The sequence below is a fragment of the Streptomyces sp. NBC_00385 genome (assembly GCF_035917155.1).
In the GTDB taxonomy this organism is placed as follows: domain Bacteria; phylum Actinomycetota; class Actinomycetes; order Streptomycetales; family Streptomycetaceae; genus Streptomyces; species Streptomyces poriferorum.
The window spans coordinates 7,309,069-7,326,217 of record NZ_CP107951.1; the positions used below are offsets into that span (position 1 = coordinate 7,309,069).

General features: G+C 70.2%; 16 protein-coding genes. 14 read left to right on the forward strand and 2 right to left on the reverse strand.

Going from position 1 to position 17,149, the window contains the following annotated elements:
• Positions 1 to 37 precede the first annotated feature (37 nt).
• Both OG959_RS32630 and OG959_RS32635 read right to left on the reverse strand, forming a co-directional pair.
• On the reverse strand, positions 38 to 1,708 hold the full coding sequence (locus OG959_RS32630; protein WP_326664274.1) for a hypothetical protein: 1,671 nt from the start codon (positions 1,706 to 1,708) through the stop codon (positions 38 to 40).
• A 159-nt stretch (positions 1,709 to 1,867) separates the two neighbouring features.
• The gene (locus OG959_RS32635) at positions 1,868 to 4,096 is read right to left on the reverse strand and encodes an elongation factor G-like protein EF-G2 (protein WP_326664276.1); all 2,229 of its coding nucleotides are present in this window, start codon (positions 4,094 to 4,096) and stop codon (positions 1,868 to 1,870) included.
• 306 nt (positions 4,097 to 4,402) lie between these two features.
• Between OG959_RS32635 and pgsA the strand changes: the two genes are divergently transcribed.
• The 14 genes from pgsA to OG959_RS32705 all read left to right on the forward strand — a co-directional run bounded on the left by pgsA (position 4,403) and on the right by OG959_RS32705 (position 17,004).
• Positions 4,403 to 5,083, forward strand: coding sequence for a phosphatidylinositol phosphate synthase (gene pgsA, locus OG959_RS32640; RefSeq protein ID WP_148016282.1), 681 nt, complete (start codon positions 4,403 to 4,405; stop codon positions 5,081 to 5,083).
• A gap of 5 nt (positions 5,084 to 5,088) precedes the next feature.
• Positions 5,089 to 6,015 (forward strand): phosphatidylinositol mannoside acyltransferase, encoded by a 927-nt coding sequence (locus OG959_RS32645; RefSeq protein ID WP_442805676.1) that lies wholly within the window; start codon positions 5,089 to 5,091, stop codon positions 6,013 to 6,015.
• Positions 6,012 to 7,172 carry a glycosyltransferase family 4 protein gene (locus OG959_RS32650; protein ID WP_326664279.1) on the forward strand — a complete coding sequence of 387 codons (1,161 nt, stop codon included), beginning with the start codon at positions 6,012 to 6,014 and terminating at the stop codon, positions 7,170 to 7,172. The genes OG959_RS32645 and OG959_RS32650 overlap by 4 nt, the downstream gene beginning before the upstream one ends.
• A 73-nt stretch (positions 7,173 to 7,245) precedes the next feature.
• Entirely contained in the window at positions 7,246 to 7,791 is a 546-nt protein-coding gene (locus tag OG959_RS32655) for a hypothetical protein (RefSeq protein WP_326664280.1), read from the forward strand.
• A 215-nt stretch (positions 7,792 to 8,006) separates the two neighbouring features.
• On the forward strand, positions 8,007 to 8,927 hold the full coding sequence (gene pdxS / locus OG959_RS32660) for a pyridoxal 5'-phosphate synthase lyase subunit PdxS (protein WP_148016286.1): 921 nt from the start codon (positions 8,007 to 8,009) through the stop codon (positions 8,925 to 8,927).
• Positions 8,928 to 8,933: 6 nt separating this feature from the next.
• Positions 8,934 to 9,527, forward strand: a complete 594-nt coding sequence (pdxT, locus tag OG959_RS32665; RefSeq protein WP_326664281.1) for a pyridoxal 5'-phosphate synthase glutaminase subunit PdxT — start codon at positions 8,934 to 8,936, stop codon at positions 9,525 to 9,527.
• A 61-nt stretch (positions 9,528 to 9,588) separates the two neighbouring features.
• Entirely contained in the window at positions 9,589 to 10,341 is a 753-nt protein-coding gene (locus OG959_RS32670; RefSeq protein ID WP_123468415.1) for a YebC/PmpR family DNA-binding transcriptional regulator, read from the forward strand.
• Between the two features lie 133 nt (positions 10,342 to 10,474).
• The gene (gene ruvC, locus OG959_RS32675) at positions 10,475 to 11,050 is read left to right on the forward strand and encodes a crossover junction endodeoxyribonuclease RuvC (RefSeq protein ID WP_219570309.1); all 576 of its coding nucleotides are present in this window, start codon (positions 10,475 to 10,477) and stop codon (positions 11,048 to 11,050) included.
• Positions 11,047 to 11,673, forward strand: a complete 627-nt coding sequence (gene ruvA, locus OG959_RS32680; RefSeq protein WP_219570308.1) for a Holliday junction branch migration protein RuvA — start codon at positions 11,047 to 11,049, stop codon at positions 11,671 to 11,673. Before ruvC ends, ruvA begins: the two co-directional genes overlap by 4 nt.
• 80 nt (positions 11,674 to 11,753) lie before the next feature.
• A complete protein-coding gene (ruvB, locus tag OG959_RS32685; protein ID WP_326664282.1) occupies positions 11,754 to 12,827 on the forward strand; it encodes a Holliday junction branch migration DNA helicase RuvB in 1,074 nt (357 codons plus the stop codon).
• A gap of 164 nt (positions 12,828 to 12,991) precedes the next feature.
• Positions 12,992 to 13,468 carry a preprotein translocase subunit YajC gene (gene yajC / locus OG959_RS32690; protein WP_306069493.1) on the forward strand — a complete coding sequence of 159 codons (477 nt, stop codon included), beginning with the start codon at positions 12,992 to 12,994 and terminating at the stop codon, positions 13,466 to 13,468.
• A 146-nt stretch (positions 13,469 to 13,614) separates the two neighbouring features.
• Positions 13,615 to 15,354 carry a protein translocase subunit SecD gene (gene secD, locus OG959_RS32695; protein ID WP_326664285.1) on the forward strand — a complete coding sequence of 580 codons (1,740 nt, stop codon included), beginning with the start codon at positions 13,615 to 13,617 and terminating at the stop codon, positions 15,352 to 15,354.
• 1 nt (position 15,355) lies between these two features.
• Positions 15,356 to 16,456 (forward strand): protein translocase subunit SecF, encoded by a 1,101-nt coding sequence (gene secF, locus OG959_RS32700; protein ID WP_326664287.1) that lies wholly within the window; start codon positions 15,356 to 15,358, stop codon positions 16,454 to 16,456.
• Complete coding sequence (locus OG959_RS32705; protein WP_326664289.1) at positions 16,453 to 17,004, forward strand: adenine phosphoribosyltransferase; 552 nt, start codon at positions 16,453 to 16,455, stop codon at positions 17,002 to 17,004. The genes secF and OG959_RS32705 overlap by 4 nt, the downstream gene beginning before the upstream one ends.
• The last annotated feature ends 145 nt before the right edge of the window (positions 17,005 to 17,149 follow it).

Here is a 17,149-nt window from a genome sequence, read left to right on the forward strand (position 1 = left end):
GGCGCCCCGGTCTTCCGGGGCGTCCCTCTCGCTGTTCCTAGGCGTCGTAGAGGTCGGCCTTGCGCGGGGTGGGGTCCTGGACCAGTCCGCTCAGTATCGACGAGCGGTTGTCGAAGCGGTCCGTGTCGACGCCGTTCTCCTCCAGGACCTTCATGGCGGCGCTGTGCACGACGCGCAGGACGGGTGTGGCGGCCCGCATCGCGTCGTCCGCCATGAAGCGGTGGCGCCACGGCTTCTCGGCCCAGGCGTGCCGCAGCCCGAAGGGTTCCGGCAGGGCGATCTTGCCGCCGAGGTAGTCGAGGAGCGGCGGGTACCAGGTGAAGGGGGCGCGCAGGGCGAGGCGGACGACCTCCTTCGACTCGACGAGGGCCAGTGCGATGTCGCGGGTCTCCCAGAACTTGACGGTCTTGTTGACCGTCTTCTTCTTGGCGGCGGGCTTGCTGGTGAACAGGGAGTGGACGGGGCCGAGGGCATGCCCGGTGACCTCGATGCGCAGGGTCTCGAAGAGCACCGTGACGGTGATCATCATGGTGATGACCAGCTGGCCGTCCCAGAGGGTGAACTGGACACCCAGGTAGTGGCGGTCGCCGCCGCCGAACTGCTGGTGGTTGCAGATCCGCTGTATCTCGTGGGGTTTGACCTGGAAGGTGGCGACGTCCTCGCCCTCGGGGCGGGACACCTCGTCGGTGTTCTCCCCGACGGGCGACACGATCCAGTGGGTGACGGACGGGGTGGGGAATCCGCCGGTGTTCAGGGGACCGCGCTCCAGCATCTTGAGCTGGTCATGGATGACGCGTATCAGGTCCCAGCTGCGGAACTGGTGGAACTCCTTGGCGGGGTCCTTGGCGACGAGGTCTTCGGCGAGCTGCCAGCTGCCCCAGCGGGTGCCCATGCCGAGGATGCCCTTGGGGCCGGCGTAGAAGACGGAGTTGGACTGCTGTTCGGCGGAGAGCTTCTCCAGGCCCTGGCGGAGTGCCTCGCGGGCGGTCTCGTTGGGGTTCTTCGGCACGGCTTCCGGGATCTTCGCGATGACGCCGCCGCCGGAGAGGAGCCCTTCCCAGCGGGCGCGCATGTCCTGGGCGGACTTCTCGGCGATCCGTTTGGCGATCAGCCAGCCGATGACGGGCGCCACGATCATCGCTCGGAGGTACAGGGCCAGGAGCCCGTTGAGGGGCATGGCCACCAGGAGGAACAGGGCCCCGATGCCGACGATGGGCAGCAGCGCGTTGCCGATGGCGGCCAGGGCCTTGTCCTTGGTGTTCGCGAGGCCGTCACGCAGACGGAACGCGATGACCCACAGCAGCATTCCGGGCAGGAAGACGAAGCCGAACAGGGCGGTCACCGCGGTGAGTTTGGTGTCACGGGCCTTGCGCAGGCGGGTCGCGGAGAGGCAGTGCTCGACGACGGTCTGGGGGTCGCTGCCGAAGGACTGGATGAGCGCCTTCCGTGCGCCGCCCAGCATGCGTTCCTGGACGGCGCGGGAGAAGGCCTCGCCGAGGTTGGGCTTGAAGTAGTCGGACTTGAAGAGCTTGGAACGCCCTGCCTTGACCTCCGACTTGTGCCACTCGCTGTTGGCTTTGAGGATCTCCTCCACCGGGCTGTCCCGGTACGCGGCAGAGGCGAGGGCGTTGGTCGCCACCGCCGCTCCTGCCGCCCCCTGGAGCGGAATCTGCGCTCCGGGAGAGAAATCGAATCCGTTGCTGGCCACTGTCGCCCCCACTCGCCGCCGAGGAACCGCTCCTGCGGCTGTTTCCCAACTGCCGGGCCCGGCACACTTTCTGACCTGGCAGCACAGCGTATCGTCCGGATCGGTACCCCGTCCGGCCCTGTGGACAACGCTGTGGGCGAGGGTGAGCAGCCGGGGGATCTATGTTCCTTTGGTGCCGTTCTCCTGTTGTTGTTGGTGGAGGCGGTCGGCGAGCTGTGGGGGCATGGCCTCGTGGCGGGCGTAGGAGCGGCCGAACCGGCCGGTTCCGTGGGACAGGGAGCGCAGGTCGACCGCGTAGCGTCCGATCTCCAGCTCCGGGACCTCGGCCCGTACGAGGGTGCGTCCGGTGCCGGACTGCTCGGTGCCGGTCACGCGGCCGCGGCGGCCGGAGAGGTCGCTCATCACCGGGCCGACGTAGTCGTCGGGGATCAGTACACGGACCTCGGCGACGGGTTCCAGGAGCTGGATGCGGGCCTCGCCCGCGGCCTCGCGCAGAGCCAGGGCGCCCGCCGTCTGGAAGGCGGCGTCGGAGGAGTCCACGGAGTGCGACTTGCCGTCCCGCAGCGTGACGCGGACGTCGACCAGGGGATGTCCGGTGGTCAGACCGCGGGCGGCCTGGGCGCGGACGCCCTTCTCGACGGAGGGGATGAACTGCCGGGGTACCGATCCGCCGACCACCTTGTCGACGAACTCGATGCCCGAGCCGGGGGGCAGCGGCTCGACGTCGAGCTCGCAGATGGCGTACTGCCCGTGGCCGCCGGACTGTTTGACGTGGCGGCCGCGTCCGGTGGACGGCCCGGCGAACGTCTCGCGCAGGGCGACGCGGTGGGGGACGGCGTCGACCTGGACGCCGAAGCGGGTGCGCAGCCGGTCCAGTGCCACGTCCAGGTGGGCTTCCCCGAGACACCACAGGACGACCTGGTGGGTGTCCTGGTTCTGTTCCAGGCGCATGGTCGGGTCCTCGGCGACGAGGCGTGCGAGCCCCTGGGAGAGCTTGTCCTCGTCGGCTTTGCCGTGTGCCTCGATGGCGAGCGGCAGCAGGGGGTCGGGCATCGTCCACGGCTGCATCAGCAGAGGATGGTCGGGGGCGGACAGGGTGTCGCCGGTCTCTGCGGTGTCCAGCCGGGCGACGCAGACGAGATCGCCGGCGATGCAGGCGGTGACGGGCCGCTGCTGTTTGCCGAAGGGGGAGGAGAGGGCCCCGACGCGGATCTCGGTCTCGTGGAGGGGTCGGGCCTCGTGACCGGGGTCGTCGAGTCCGTGGCCGGAAATGTGCACGGCGTCGTCGGGGCGCAGGGTGCCGGAGAAGACGCGTACGAGCGAGAGCCGGCCGATGTACGGGTCGGAGTCCGTCTTGACGACCTCGGCTGCCAGGGGACCCTGCGGGTCGCAGTCCAGGGCGGGGAGCGAGGCGCCGTGCAGGGTGGTGACGGCGGGCAGCGGGCGTTCGAGCGGGGTGGGGAAGCCGCCGGTGATCAGGTCGAGGAGTTCGACGGTGCCGATCCCCTGACGGGCGCCGTCGGCGGCGGGGGCGGCGGTGAGGACGGGGTGGAAGGTGCCACGCGCGACCGCGCGTTCGAGGTCGTCGACGAGTGTCCTGATGTCGATGCCGGCGCCGCCGAGGTAGCGGTCCATCAGGGTCTCGTCCTCGCTCTCGGCGATGATCCCCTCGATCAGCCGGTTGCGGGCATCCGCCAGGGGCGCCTGCTGGGACTCGGCCGGTGGCCGCTCCTGCCGTTCCCCGCCGGAGTAGTCGAAGATCCGCTGCGAGAGCAGCCCCGTGAGCCCGGTCAGCGGTGCGTGTCCGTCCGCGGCCTCGGGGCCGTGCACCGGCAGGTAGAGCGGCAGCACGGCGTCGGGGTCGTCGCCGCCGAAGATCTCGCCGCAGATCCGGGTCATCGCGTCGAAGGAGGTGCGGGCGGTGTCCAGGTGGGTGACGACGATGGCGCGCGGCATGCCGACCGCCGCGCACTCCTCCCACACGGCGCGGGTGGTGGCGGCGACGGCGTCGGCCTCCTGGGCGGCCGAGACGACGAAGAGCGCCGCGTCCGCCGCGCGCAGACCGGCCCTGAGCTCCCCGACGAAGTCGGCGTATCCGGGAGTGTCCAGCAGGTTGATCCTGACTCCGTCCCATTCCACGGGGACGAGGGTGAGTGATATCGAGCGTTGCCGTCGCTGCTCGATCCCGTCGTGGTCGGAGACCGTGGTCCCGTCCTCGACCCGGCCGGCCCGGTTGACCGCGCCCGCGGTCTGTGCGAGGGCCTCGACGAGAGTGGTCTTGCCTGATCCGCTGTGGCCGACCAGCACCACGTTCCTGATGGCGGAGGGATGGTCGGCCGTGGCTGCTCTTCCGGCGGCTCCGGTGTGCGTGTGTGCCTTGTCGCCCATGACGCGTGCCTCCCGGGTGGTGGCGCCGGGCGGGGGGACCGCCGGCGCGGGATGGGGAGTGGCCGCGCGGGCACGAAGGAGAGCCGCCGCGGCGGCTACGACGACGCCCGCGGTAGTTCCGAGCTTGGCACTGTGTCCGGCTTGCGTCCATACGCCGTACACCGTCGTACGGAACCGGGAGTCACGTCCACGGCGGGCCGACGGTCTCTCCCAGGGTGCCCGGACAGTGGATCCCCGCGGTCGTGACTACGATGGGCCAGCCGGTGGCCGATGGGGCCATGCGGCCCACCGACCCTCGGGAAGGCCATGCTGAACAAGTACGCGCGTGCATTTTTTACGCGTGTCCTCACGCCGTTCGCCGCACTGCTGCTGCGTCTGGGCGTGAGCCCTGACGCGGTCACTCTGATCGGCACGGCCGGGGTGATGGCAGGTGCGCTGGTCTTCTTCCCGATGGGGGAGTTCTTCTGGGGCACGATCGTCATCACGATCTTCGTCTTCTCCGACCTCGTCGACGGCAACATGGCGCGACAGGCGGGCATCTCCAGCCGCTGGGGCGCGTTCCTCGACTCGACGCTCGACCGGGTCGCCGACGGGGCGATCTTCGCCGGCTTCGCGCTCTGGTACGCGGGCAGTGGCGACGACAACGTCCTGTGCGCGGTCGCGATCTTCTGCCTGGCGAGCGGCCAGGTGGTCTCGTACACCAAGGCGCGCGGCGAGTCGATCGGGCTGCCGGTCGCGGTCAACGGACTCGTGGAGCGTGCCGAGCGCCTGGTGATCTCACTGGTCGCCGCCGGTCTGGCGGGCCTGCACGCGTTCGGTGTGCCGGGGATCGACATCCTGCTCCCGATCGCTCTGTGGATCGTCGCCGTCGGCAGCCTGGTGACGCTGGTGCAGCGGGTCGTGACCGTGCGCCGTGAGTCCGCCGAGGCCGACGCGGCCGCCGCGGTATCGGCTGCGGGGGACCGGGGGAGCGAGGCGGCTCAGTGAGCGGCGTGCCCGGGGACACGAAGCCCGGTGCCGGTGATCGGCTGAGCGACGGCTTGTACGGGCTGGGCTGGGCCGCGGTCAAGAAGCTGCCCGAACCGGTCGCGAAGGCGCTGTTCCGCACCATCGCCGACCAGGTGTGGAAGCGGCGCGGCAAGAGTGTGCTGCGGCTGGAGTCGAACCTGGCGCGGGTCGTGCCGGACGCGAGTCCGGCCCGGCTCGCGGCACTCTCCAAGGCCGGCATGCGCTCGTACATGCGCTACTGGATGGAGTCGTTCCGGCTGCCCACCTGGACGCCGGAGCGGATCAAGGCGTCCATCGACGTGACGGACGCACACCGGCTGACCGAAGGGCTCGACGCGGGACGCGGGGTCGTCCTCGCCCTGCCGCACCTGGGCAACTGGGACCTGGCGGGCGCGTGGGTCACCACGGACCTGAAGGTTCCGTTCACCACGGTCGCCGAGCGGCTCAAGCCCGAGTCGCTGTACGACCGGTTCGTGGCGTACCGCGAGGGCCTCGGCATGGAGGTGCTCGCGCACAACGGAGGGACCGCGTTCGGGACGCTGGCGCGCCGGCTGCGCGAGGGCGGCCTCGTCTGCCTGGTGGCCGACCGTGACCTGTCGGCCTCGGGCGTGGAGGTGACGTTCTTCGGCGACACGGCCCGGATGCCCGCAGGTCCGGCGCTGCTGGCTCAGCAGACCGGTGCCCTGCTGCTGCCGGTCACGCTCTCGTACGACGACACGCCGGTGATGAAGGCGCGGATCCATCCGCCCGTCGAGGTACCCGGCTCAGGTGACCGCACGGAGAGGACGTCTGTGATGACACAGGCGCTGGCCGATGCCTTCGCCACCGGAATCGCCGCGCACCCCGAGGACTGGCACATGCTGCAACGGCTCTGGCTCGCGGACCTCGGACCCATCGGAGACCAGCAGTGAAGATCGGCATCGTCTGCCCGTACTCCTGGGACGTTCCGGGCGGCGTGCAGTTCCACATCCGTGATCTGGCCGAGCATCTGATCCGGCTCGGCCACCAGGTCTCCGTGCTGGCCCCGGCCGACGACGAGACGCCGCTGCCGCCCTACGTGGTGTCCGCGGGCCGGGCCGTGCCCGTCCCGTACAACGGCTCCGTCGCCCGGCTGAACTTCGGCTTCCTGTCCGCTGCCCGGGTGCGGCGGTGGCTGCACGACGGCACGTTCGACGTGATCCACATCCATGAGCCGACCTCGCCCTCGCTGGGGCTTCTGACCTGCTGGGCGGCGCAGGGGCCGATCGTCGCCACGTTCCACACGTCCAATCCGCGCTCGCGGGCGATGATCGCCGCCTATCCGATCCTCCAGCCGGCGCTGGAGAAGATCAGCGCGCGCATCGCGGTCAGCGAGTACGCGCGCCGGACCCTGGTCGAGCACCTGGGCGGCGACGCGGTCGTCATCCCCAACGGGGTGGACGTCGGGTTCTTCGCGGCGGCCGAGCCCAGGCCCGAATGGCAGGGCGGCACGATCGGCTTCATCGGGCGCATCGACGAGCCACGCAAGGGACTGCCCGTCCTGATGCGCGCGCTGCCCGCGATCCTCGCGGCACGCCCGGACACCCGGCTGCTCGTGGCGGGCCGGGGCGACGAGGAGGAGGCCGTGGCCTCGCTCCCGAAGGAGATGCGCGCGCGCGTCGAGTTCCTCGGCATGGTGAGCGACGAGGACAAGGCGCGGCTGCTGCGCAGCGTCGACGTGTACGTCGCGCCCAACACGGGCGGCGAGAGCTTCGGCATCATCCTCGTCGAGGCCATGTCGGCGGGCGCACCGGTCCTGGCCAGCGACCTTGACGCGTTCGCCCAGGTCCTGGACCTGGGGACGGCGGGGGAACTGTTCGCCAACGAGGACGCGGACGCCCTGGCCGCTTCGGCGATCCGGCTGCTGGGCGACCCGGAACGGCGTGCGGAGCTGTCCGAGCTGGGCAGCGCGCACGTGCGGCGCTTCGACTGGTCGACGGTCGGGGCGGACATCCTCGCGGTGTACGAGACGGTGGCGGACGGGGCCGCGTCGGTGGCGACGGACGAACGCACGGGGCTGCGGGCCCGGTTCGGGCTGGCCCGGGACTGAGCGCCTCCCGGGACGGTACCCGCGCCGCCCGGGGCGGCTGTCCGGCGCCCGCTCACCGGTAGCCTTTGCGCCCGTGACCGAAACCCTCATCTGGACCGCCGTCGTGCTCATCGCGATCGGCCTGTACCTCAGCTGGACCGCGGGCCGTCTCGACCGGCTGCACACCCGGATCGACGCGGCCCGGGCCGCCCTCGACGCCCAACTCCTGCGCCGCGCCTCGGTCACCCAGGAACTCGCCACGTCCGGTGTCCTCGACCCGGCGGCCTCCATCGTGCTCTACGAGGCCGCGCACGCCGCCCGGCAGTCGGAGGAGGAGCACCGTGAGGTCGCCGAGAGCGAGCTCAGCACCGCCCTGCGCGCGGTGTTCGGCGAGCGGGCACAGGTCGACGCGGTGAAGGAGATCCCGGGCGGCGAGGAGGCCGCCTCCGAGCTGGCCGCGGCCGTGCGCCGGGTTCCGATGGCGCGCAGGTTCCACAACGACGCGGTGCGGGCGGCCCGGGCGCTGCGCCGTCACCGCACCGTGCGCTGGTGCCGGCTGGCCGGACACGCCCCGTTCCCGCTGGCCTTCGAGATGGACGACGAGCCGCCGGTCGCCCTCGCGGACCGCCCGGTCAGCTGACGGCGGCGGGCGCGGCACGCCCCGCGCCCGCCACCCCGGACCGAACCGATCCAGCAGGCCAAAAACCGATTCCCCCTGCCCAAAAACGATCCACCGGGCCAAAACGATCCACCGGCCTCCCATTGGCCCTTGCTGTGGACTGGTGCCGGAGAGTTTGCTCAGCAGTGCATCAGCCCCGCACATTCAGCAGCTCTTTCTCCCAGTGAGGTCGATCCGTGTCCACGAATCCCGCCACCCCGCAGTCCGCCGACGCCCCCGCCACCGGTACCGCCCGCGTCAAGCGCGGCATGGCCGAGCAGCTCAAGGGCGGCGTGATCATGGACGTCGTCAACGCCGAGCAGGCGAAGATCGCCGAGGACGCGGGCGCCGTGGCCGTCATGGCCCTGGAGCGGGTTCCGGCCGACATCCGCAAGGACGGCGGCGTGGCCCGGATGTCGGACCCGACCATGATCGAGGAGATCATCGAGTCCGTCTCCATCCCGGTGATGGCCAAGTCCCGCATCGGTCACTTCGTCGAGGCCCAGGTGCTGCAGTCCCTCGGCGTCGACTACATCGACGAGTCCGAGGTCCTCACCCCGGCCGACGAGGTCAACCACAGCGACAAGTTCGCGTTCACCACCCCGTTCGTGTGCGGTGCCACCAACCTGGGCGAGGCCCTGCGCCGCATCGCCGAGGGTGCGGCCATGATCCGCTCGAAGGGCGAGGCCGGCACCGGCAACGTCGTCGAGGCTGTCCGCCACCTGCGCCAGATCAAGAACGAGATCGCCCGCCTGCGCGGCTACGACAACAACGAGCTGTACGCCGCAGCCAAGGACCTCCGTGCCCCGTACGAGCTGGTCAAGGAGGTCGCCGAGCTCGGCAAGCTGCCCGTCGTCCTCTTCTCCGCGGGTGGCGTCGCCACCCCGGCCGACGCCGCGCTGATGCGCCAGCTCGGCGCCGAGGGCGTCTTCGTCGGCTCCGGCATCTTCAAGTCCGGCGACCCGGCCAAGCGTGCCGCCGCCATCGTGAAGGCCACCACCTTCTACGACGACCCGAAGATCATCGCGGACGCCTCCCGCAACCTGGGCGAGGCCATGGTCGGCATCAACTGCGACACGCTGCCCGAGGCCGAGCGCTACGCCAACCGCGGCTGGTAGTCACTGATGAGCGACACCCCTGTGATCGGAGTCCTGGCTCTCCAGGGCGACGTACGGGAACACCTGATCGCCCTGGCCTCGGCGGACGCCCTGGCCAGGCCGGTCCGGCGTCCCGAGGAGCTCGCCGAGGTCGACGGCCTGGTCATTCCGGGCGGCGAGTCCACCACGATGTCCAAGCTGGCCGCCCTGTTCGGCATGCTGGAACCGCTCCGCGAGCGGGTACGGGCCGGGATGCCGGTCTACGGCACCTGCGCCGGGATGATCCTGCTCGCCGACAAGATCCTCGACCCGCGCTCGGGCCAGGAGACCCTCGGCGGCATCGACATGATCGTGCGGCGTAACGCTTTCGGGCGGCAGAACGAGTCGTTCGAGGCGGCCGTCGAGGTCGCCGGGATCGAGGGCGGCCCCGTCGAGGGCGTCTTCATCCGGGCCCCGTGGGTCGAGTCCGTGGGCGCGCAGGTCAAGGTGGTGGCCGAGCACGGCGGGCACATCGTGGCGGTACGGCAGGGAAACGCCCTTGCCACGTCATTCCACCCGGAACTGACCGGGGACCACCGGGTTCACGCGTACTTCGTCGACATGGTGCGCGCAGTCACCTGACTCGACCCCGGTAGGATCTCTCGGGTTCGTACGGAATTTGGTGACGCGAAGGAGAAGGCAGATGTCCGGCCACTCTAAATGGGCTACAACGAAGCACAAGAAGGCCGTGATTGATGCCAAGCGCGGCAAGCTCTTCGCGAAGCTGATCAAGAACATCGAGGTCGCGGCCCGCACCGGAGGTGTGGACCCCGAGGGCAACCCGACCCTTGTGGACGCGATCCAGAAGGCGAAGAAGAGCTCGGTCCCGAACAAGAACATCGACTCCGCGGTCAAGCGCGGTGGCGGTCTCGAAGCGGGCGGCGTCGACTACCAGACGATCATGTACGAGGGCTACGGCCCCAACGGTGTCGCGGTGCTCATCGAGTGCCTCACCGACAACCGCAACCGTGCCGCGTCCGACGTACGTGTCGCCATGACACGCAACGGCGGTTCGATGGCCGACCCGGGTTCGGTCTCGTACCTGTTCAACCGCAAGGGCGTCGTCATCGTCCCCAAGGGCGAACTGTCCGAGGATGACGTCCTGGGTGCGGTGCTCGACGCCGGCGCCGAGGAGGTCAACGACCTCGGTGAGAGCTACGAGGTCGTCAGCGAGGCCACCGACATGGTCGCGGTCCGCACCGCGCTCCAGGAGGCGGGCATCGACTACGACTCGGCCGAGGCCAACTTCCTGCCCACCATGCAGGTCGACCTCGACGAAGAGGGCGCGCGCAAGATCTTCAAGCTGATCGACGCGCTGGAGGACAGCGACGACGTGCAGAACGTCTTCGCCAACTTCGACGTCTCCGACGAGGTCATGGAGAAGGTCGACGCCTGAACGGCTGCCGGGCGACCGGCGAGGCATTCCGTGGACGGGCCGACGGGGACACACCCCGTCGGCCCGTCGCATTGTCAGTGCGAGCCGATAGCCTGCGGGAACAGTTGACCGATCGGCAGGGAGGGGGCGAATCGTGCGGGTACTCGGCGTGGACCCCGGGCTCACCCGGTGCGGCGTCGGAGTCGTCGAGGGCGTCGCCGGCCGGCCCCTGACGATGATCGGGGTGGGCGTCGTGCGCACCGCGGCGGACGCGGAGCTCGGCCACCGGCTGGTGGCCATCGAGCGCGGCATCGAGGAGTGGCTCGACGAGCACCGGCCCGAATTCGTCGCCGTGGAGCGGGTGTTCGCCCAGCACAACGTCCGTACGGTGATGGGCACCGCCCAGGCCAGTGCCGTCGCCATGCTCTGCGCCTCGCGTCGCGGCATCCCGGTCGCCCTGCACACGCCCAGCGAGGTCAAGGCCGCCGTCACCGGCAGCGGGCGCGCGGACAAGGCGCAGGTCGGCGCCATGGTCACCCGGCTCCTGCGCCTGGACGCCCCGCCGAAACCGGCGGACGCCGCCGACGCCCTCGCCCTCGCCATCTGCCACATCTGGCGCGCCCCCGCGCTCAACCGCCTCCAGCAGGCGCACGCGGCGGCCGCAGCGGCTGCCCGTACCCCGCGCGTCCCGCGCACCGCAGCAGCCCCCGTCCGGAAGGTCCCCCGATGATCGCCTTCGTCAGCGGCCCCGTCGCCGCGCTCAGTCCGACCACGGCCGTGATCGAGGTCGGCGGCATCGGCATGGCCGTCCAGTGCGCACCGAACACCCTCGCCGGCCTCCGTACCGGCAAGGAGGCCAAGCTCGCCACCTCCCTCGTCGTACGGGAGGACTCGCTGACGCTCTACGGCTTCGCCGACGACGACGAGCGGCAGGTCTTCGAGCTCCTCCAGACCGCCAGCGGAGTCGGGCCCCGGCTCGCCCAGGCCATGCTCGCCACACACAGCCCGGACGCCCTGCGCATCGCCGTGGCCACCGGCGACGAGAAGGCGCTCACCGCCGTCTCCGGCATCGGCAAGAAGGGCGCCCAGAAACTCCTGCTCGAACTGAAGGACAGACTCGGCGAGCCCGTCGGCGCCCACATCGGCCAGCAGGGCATCGGCACCGCGGTCACCTCCTCCTGGCGCGATCAGCTCCAGGCCGCCCTGATCGGTCTCGGCTACGCCACCCGCGAGGCGGACGAAGCGGTGTCCGCCGTGGCCCCGCAGGCGGAGGCGGCCCTCGCGGAGGGCGCCCAGCCGCCCGTGCCGCAGTTGCTGCGCGCCGCCCTGCAGACCCTCAACCGCGCGCGCTGAGCGGACCCGGGCACCACCCCTGACGCCCGGCCTGGCACCCCACGGCACGGCACCGAAACACCCGAGGCGGGACTGACGAGATGAACTGGGACGAGACCGGACCCGACACCGACGAGCTCCTCGACGAGCGGCTCGTCGACGCGGGAGCGGACGGCGAGGACACCGCGGTCGAGGCGGCGCTGCGCCCCAAGGACCTCGACGAGTTCGTCGGCCAGGAGAAGGTGCGCGAACAGCTCGACCTGGTCCTCAAGGCGGCCCGTGCCCGTGGCGCCACCGCCGACCACGTGCTGCTCTCCGGCGCCCCCGGCCTGGGCAAGACCACCCTCTCCATGATCATCGCGGCGGAGATGAACGCGCCGATCCGGATCACCTCCGGCCCCGCCATCCAGCACGCGGGGGACCTGGCCGCGATCCTGTCCTCGCTCCAGGAGGGCGAGGTGCTCTTCCTCGACGAGATCCACCGCATGTCCCGGCCCGCCGAGGAGATGCTCTACATGGCCATGGAGGACTTCCGGGTCGACGTGATCGTCGGCAAGGGGCCCGGAGCCACCGCCATCCCGCTGGAGCTGCCGCCCTTCACCCTGGTCGGCGCGACCACCCGGGCCGGACTGCTGCCGCCCCCGCTGCGCGACCGCTTCGGCTTCACCGGGCACATGGAGTTCTACGCCCCCACCGAACTGGAACGGGTGATTCACCGCTCGGCGGGCCTCCTGGACGTCGCGATAGACGTCGAGGGCGCCGCCGAGATCGCCGGGCGCTCCCGCGGCACGCCCCGCATCGCCAACCGGCTGCTGCGCCGCGTCCGGGACTACGCCCAGGTCAAGGCCGACGGCCGGATCGACCGCGAGATCGCCGCCGCGGCCCTCAGGGTGTACGAGGTCGATGCCAGGGGCCTGGACCGGCTGGACCGGGCGGTGCTCGGCGCCCTGCTGAAACTCTTCGGCGGCGGCCCGGTGGGCCTGTCCACCCTCGCGGTGGCCGTGGGTGAGGAGCGCGAAACGGTCGAGGAGGTCGCGGAGCCCTTCCTCGTACGGGAAGGACTGCTGGCCAGGACGCCTCGGGGGCGCGTCGCCACCCCGGCCGCCTGGGCTCATCTCGGGCTGGTGCCTCCACAGCACGGCGGAAAGGGACAACAGGGCCTGTTCGGGGCGTGATGCATCACAGGTTGACCCACAGAGGAACCACGGTGCCATGCTGGGCGTTGTTCCATCGATGCGGACTCGCTTAGACTCCGCCGATGCCGCCCTTAAAGGTCGGTGTACCCACCCCCGTAGACCAGGCCGCCTTCCAGCGCGGTCGTGCGAAGGAAAATCGTCCCGTGAATCCCGTGACTCTCCTCCCCTTCATCGTGCTCATCGGGGCCATGTTCCTGATGACGCGGTCCGCCAAGAAGAAGCAGGCGGCGGCTGCGAACATGCGCAATGAAATGCAGCCCGGCACCGGCGTCCGGACGATCGGGGGCATGTACGCCACCGTCAAGGAGCTTCACGACGACACGGTCCTCCTTGAGGTCGCCCCCGGCGTCCACGCCATCTACGCGAAGAACGCCATCGGCGCCGTTCTCGACGACGCGGAGTACAACCGCATCGTCCACGGCGACACCGAGGAGCTCGACGTCGACGGCACGGTCGTGCCGGACGACGCCTCCTCGCTGACCGAGGCCGACGAGGCAGCCGACGACGACGCGAAGACCGACCTGGTCAAGAAGACCGAGGCGGACGACGCGGAGCCGGCCGACGACAAGGCCGACAAGAAGTCCGATGGCAAGGCCGACGGCGAGGCCGACGCGAAGTAGCACACGACCCGGGGATGCCGTGAGCCCACAGGCATCCGGCCATCCCCGGACCGTGCGGTCTTCTGCGGGGGCGGGTCCCCACTAAACTTCGTGGCCGCTCGGGCGCGTACCCGGCGCGGGGCGGTTGGACAGGGAGAAACGAGAAGGTGGCAGCACCGAAGAAGGGCCGAGGACCGGCCGGCGGTCAGGGCAGGCCGGGGCGTTCCCTGGCTCTGATCCTGATCGCCATGGTCGCTCTCACCGGCGGGATGTTCCTTGCCGACCAGCCGACGCCGCGACTCGGCATCGACCTGGCCGGTGGCACGTCCATCACGCTGGAGGCGAAGGCCGAGCCCGGCCAGGAGTCGGCGATCAACAAGACCAACATGGACACGGCGGTCCAGATCATGGAACGCCGCGTCAACGGTCTTGGTGTCTCCGAGGCCGAGGTTCAGACCCAGGGCGAGAGCAACATCATCGTCAACATCCCCAAGGGCACGAACTCCGCCCAGGCCCGTGAGCAGGTCGGTACGACCGCCAAGCTCTACTTCCGGCCCGTGCTGACCGTCGCCCAGGGAACGCCGACGCCCGAGCCGAGCGCCTCGTCCACGGACAAGGCCAGCCCGTCCGCGAATCCGAGCGCCTCGGCCTCGGACAAGGCGAGCCCGTCCGCGAAGCCCAGCACCAGCGCCACCACGCAGGGCCGCGCGGTCACCGGCGCCCTGAAGGCGGACCCCACGCCCTCGCCGAAGGCCAGCACCACGCCGGAGGCGAGCGCCACCCCGACCGCCTCCGCCGAGGAGCAGGCGGCCGCCGCCGATCTGCAGAAGAAGTTCGAGGCGCTGGACTGCTCCAGCAAGGCCTCCCGCTCCAAGGCGAGCCAGGGCTCCAAGGCAACCGACACGGTCGTCGCCTGTGAGCAGGACGGCAGCGCCAAGTACGTCCTCGGCCCGGCCGAGGTCGACGGCACGGACGTGGACAGTGCCAAGGCCGCGATCAACCAGCAGACCGGTCAGTGGATCGTCCAGATGGAGTTCACCGACGGCGGCTCCAAGAAGTTCAACAAGACCACGGGCAAGCTCGCCCAGCAGCAGCAGCCGCAGAACCAGTTCGCCATCGCGCTCGACGGCGAAGTCGTCTCGGCGCCGTCCGTGAGCCAGGCGCTGAGCAAGAACGCCGAGATCTCGGGCAGCTTCACCCAGCAGTCCGCCGAGGAACTGGCCAACGTGCTCTCCTACGGTGCGCTGCCGCTCTCCTTCCAGGAGCAGAGCGTCACCACCGTCACCGCCGCCCTCGGTGGCGAGCAGCTCCGCGCAGGCCTCATCGCCGGTGCCATCGGCCTGGCCCTGGTGGTCATCTACCTGGTGGCCTACTACCGCGGACTGGCGTTCATCGCGCTCCTCAGCCTCCTGGTCTCCGGCATCCTGACCTACACGATCATGTCGCTCCTCGGCCCGGCTATCGGCTTCGCGCTGAACCTGCCCGCGGTCTGTGGCGCCATCGTCGCGATCGGTATCACCGCGGACTCGTTCATCGTGTACTTCGAACGTATCCGGGACGAGATCCGCGAGGGCCGCACACTCCGCCCGGCCGTCGAACGGGCCTGGCCGCGCGCCCGGCGCACCATCCTGGTCTCCGACTTCGTGTCGTTCCTGGCGGCGGCGGTCCTGTTCGTGGTCACCGTCGGCAAGGTCCAGGGATTCGCGTTCACGCTGGGTCTCACCACCCTGCTGGACGTGGTCGTGGTCTTCCTCTTCACCAAGCCCGTCATGACGATCATGGCCCGCACGAAGTTCTTCGCGAGTGGTCACCCGTGGTCCGGACTGGACCCGAAGCGGCTCGGCGCCAAGCCCCCGCTTCGCCGTTCGCGCCGTGTCAACGCCCCCACCGACCCGAAGGAGGCGTGAGATGTCGCGACTCGGCAATCTCGGCGCCCGTCTCTACCGCGGCGAGGTCGGCTACGACTTCATCGGCAAGCGCAAGATCTGGTACGGCGTCTCGATCCTGATCACCATCACGGCCATCGTCGGCCTGGCGGTCAGCGGCCTGAACATGGGCATCGAGTTCAAGGGCGGGGCCGTCTTCACCACCCCGAAGACGAGCGTCTCCGTGGACACCGCGGAGGACCTCGCGACCGAGGCCTCGGGGCACCAGGCCATCGTCCAGAAGCTGGGCAACGGCGGTCTGCGCATTCAGATCACCGAGGTCGACACCGCGAAGTCCGACGAGATCAAGGGCGAACTCGCCAAGGGTCTCGACGTGTCCGAGGAGAAGATCGCGGCAGATCTGGTCGGCCCCAGCTGGGGTGAGCAGATCGCCAACAAGGCCTGGACCGGCCTCGGCGTCTTCATGGTCCTCGTCGTGATCTACCTGGCGATCGCCTTCGAATGGCGTATGGCCATCGCGGCCCTCGTCGCGCTGATCCACGACATCACCATCACGGTCGGTGTCTACGCGCTCGTCGGCTTCGAGGTCACCCCGGGCACGGTGATCGGTCTGCTGACGATCCTCGGTTACTCCCTCTACGACACGGTCGTCGTCTTCGACAGCCTCAAGGAGGGCACGAAGGGGATCACCAAGCAGACCCGGTGGACGTACAGCGAGATCGCCAACCGTTCCATCAACGGCACGCTGGTCCGTTCGATCAACACCACGGTCGTCGCCCTGCTGCCGGTCGCCGGTCTGCTGTTCATCGGTGGCGGTGTCCTCGGTGCCGGCATGCTGAACGACATCTCGCTGGCACTCTTCGTCGGCCTCGCCGCCGGTGCGTACTCCTCGATCTTCATCGCCACTCCGCTCGTCGCCGACCTCAAGGAACGCGAACCGCAGATGAAGGCGCTGAAGAAGCGGATCCTCGCCAAGCGCGCCGCGGCCGCGGCCAAGGGTGAGCTGAACGAGGCCGAGCAGGAGGACGAGCGGACCGAGGACGCCGCGCCCGCCGGTGCGGTCGTCGGACAGCGCCAGGAGCCCCCGAGGGGCCACGGACGGACTCCGGGGAAGCGTCGATGACCAGCACCACCGAGAGCACCAGGGAACTGCTGCTCAGCCGGATCCGTGACGTGGCGGACTACCCGAAGCCCGGCGTGATGTTCAAGGACATCACCCCGCTGCTGGCGGACCCGGTCGCGTTCACGGCTCTCACGGACGCCCTCGCGGAACTGTGCGTACGGCACGGCGCCACGAAGATCGTCGGTCTGGAGGCCCGCGGCTTCATCCTGGCCGCACCGGTCGCGGTACGGGCCGGTCTCGGATTCGTTCCCGTCCGCAAGGCCGGGAAGCTGCCGGGAGCCACGCTCGGCCAGGCATACGAGCTCGAGTACGGCACCGCGGAGATCGAGATCCACGCGGAGGACCTGTCGGCCGACGACCGTGTCATGGTCATCGACGACGTCCTGGCCACCGGTGGGACCGCCGGTGCCTCCCTGGAGCTGATCCGGCGGGCCGGAGCCTCGGTCGCCGGCGTCTGCGTCCTCATGGAGCTGGGCTTCCTGGCCGGCCGGGAAGCCCTGGCACCGCACCTGCGGGGCGCCCCGCTGGAGGCCCTGATCAGGGTCTGAGCGGCAGCCGGACGGCAGTCGGAACAGCCGACCGCACCACGCGACGGGCACCCGGGAACAACCGGGTGCCCGTTCCGCGTTGTGAGGGCTCTCCCCGTCCCCGGGGGAGCTCCGGCCGCAGGGTCGATACGATGGCCTTTCCGGG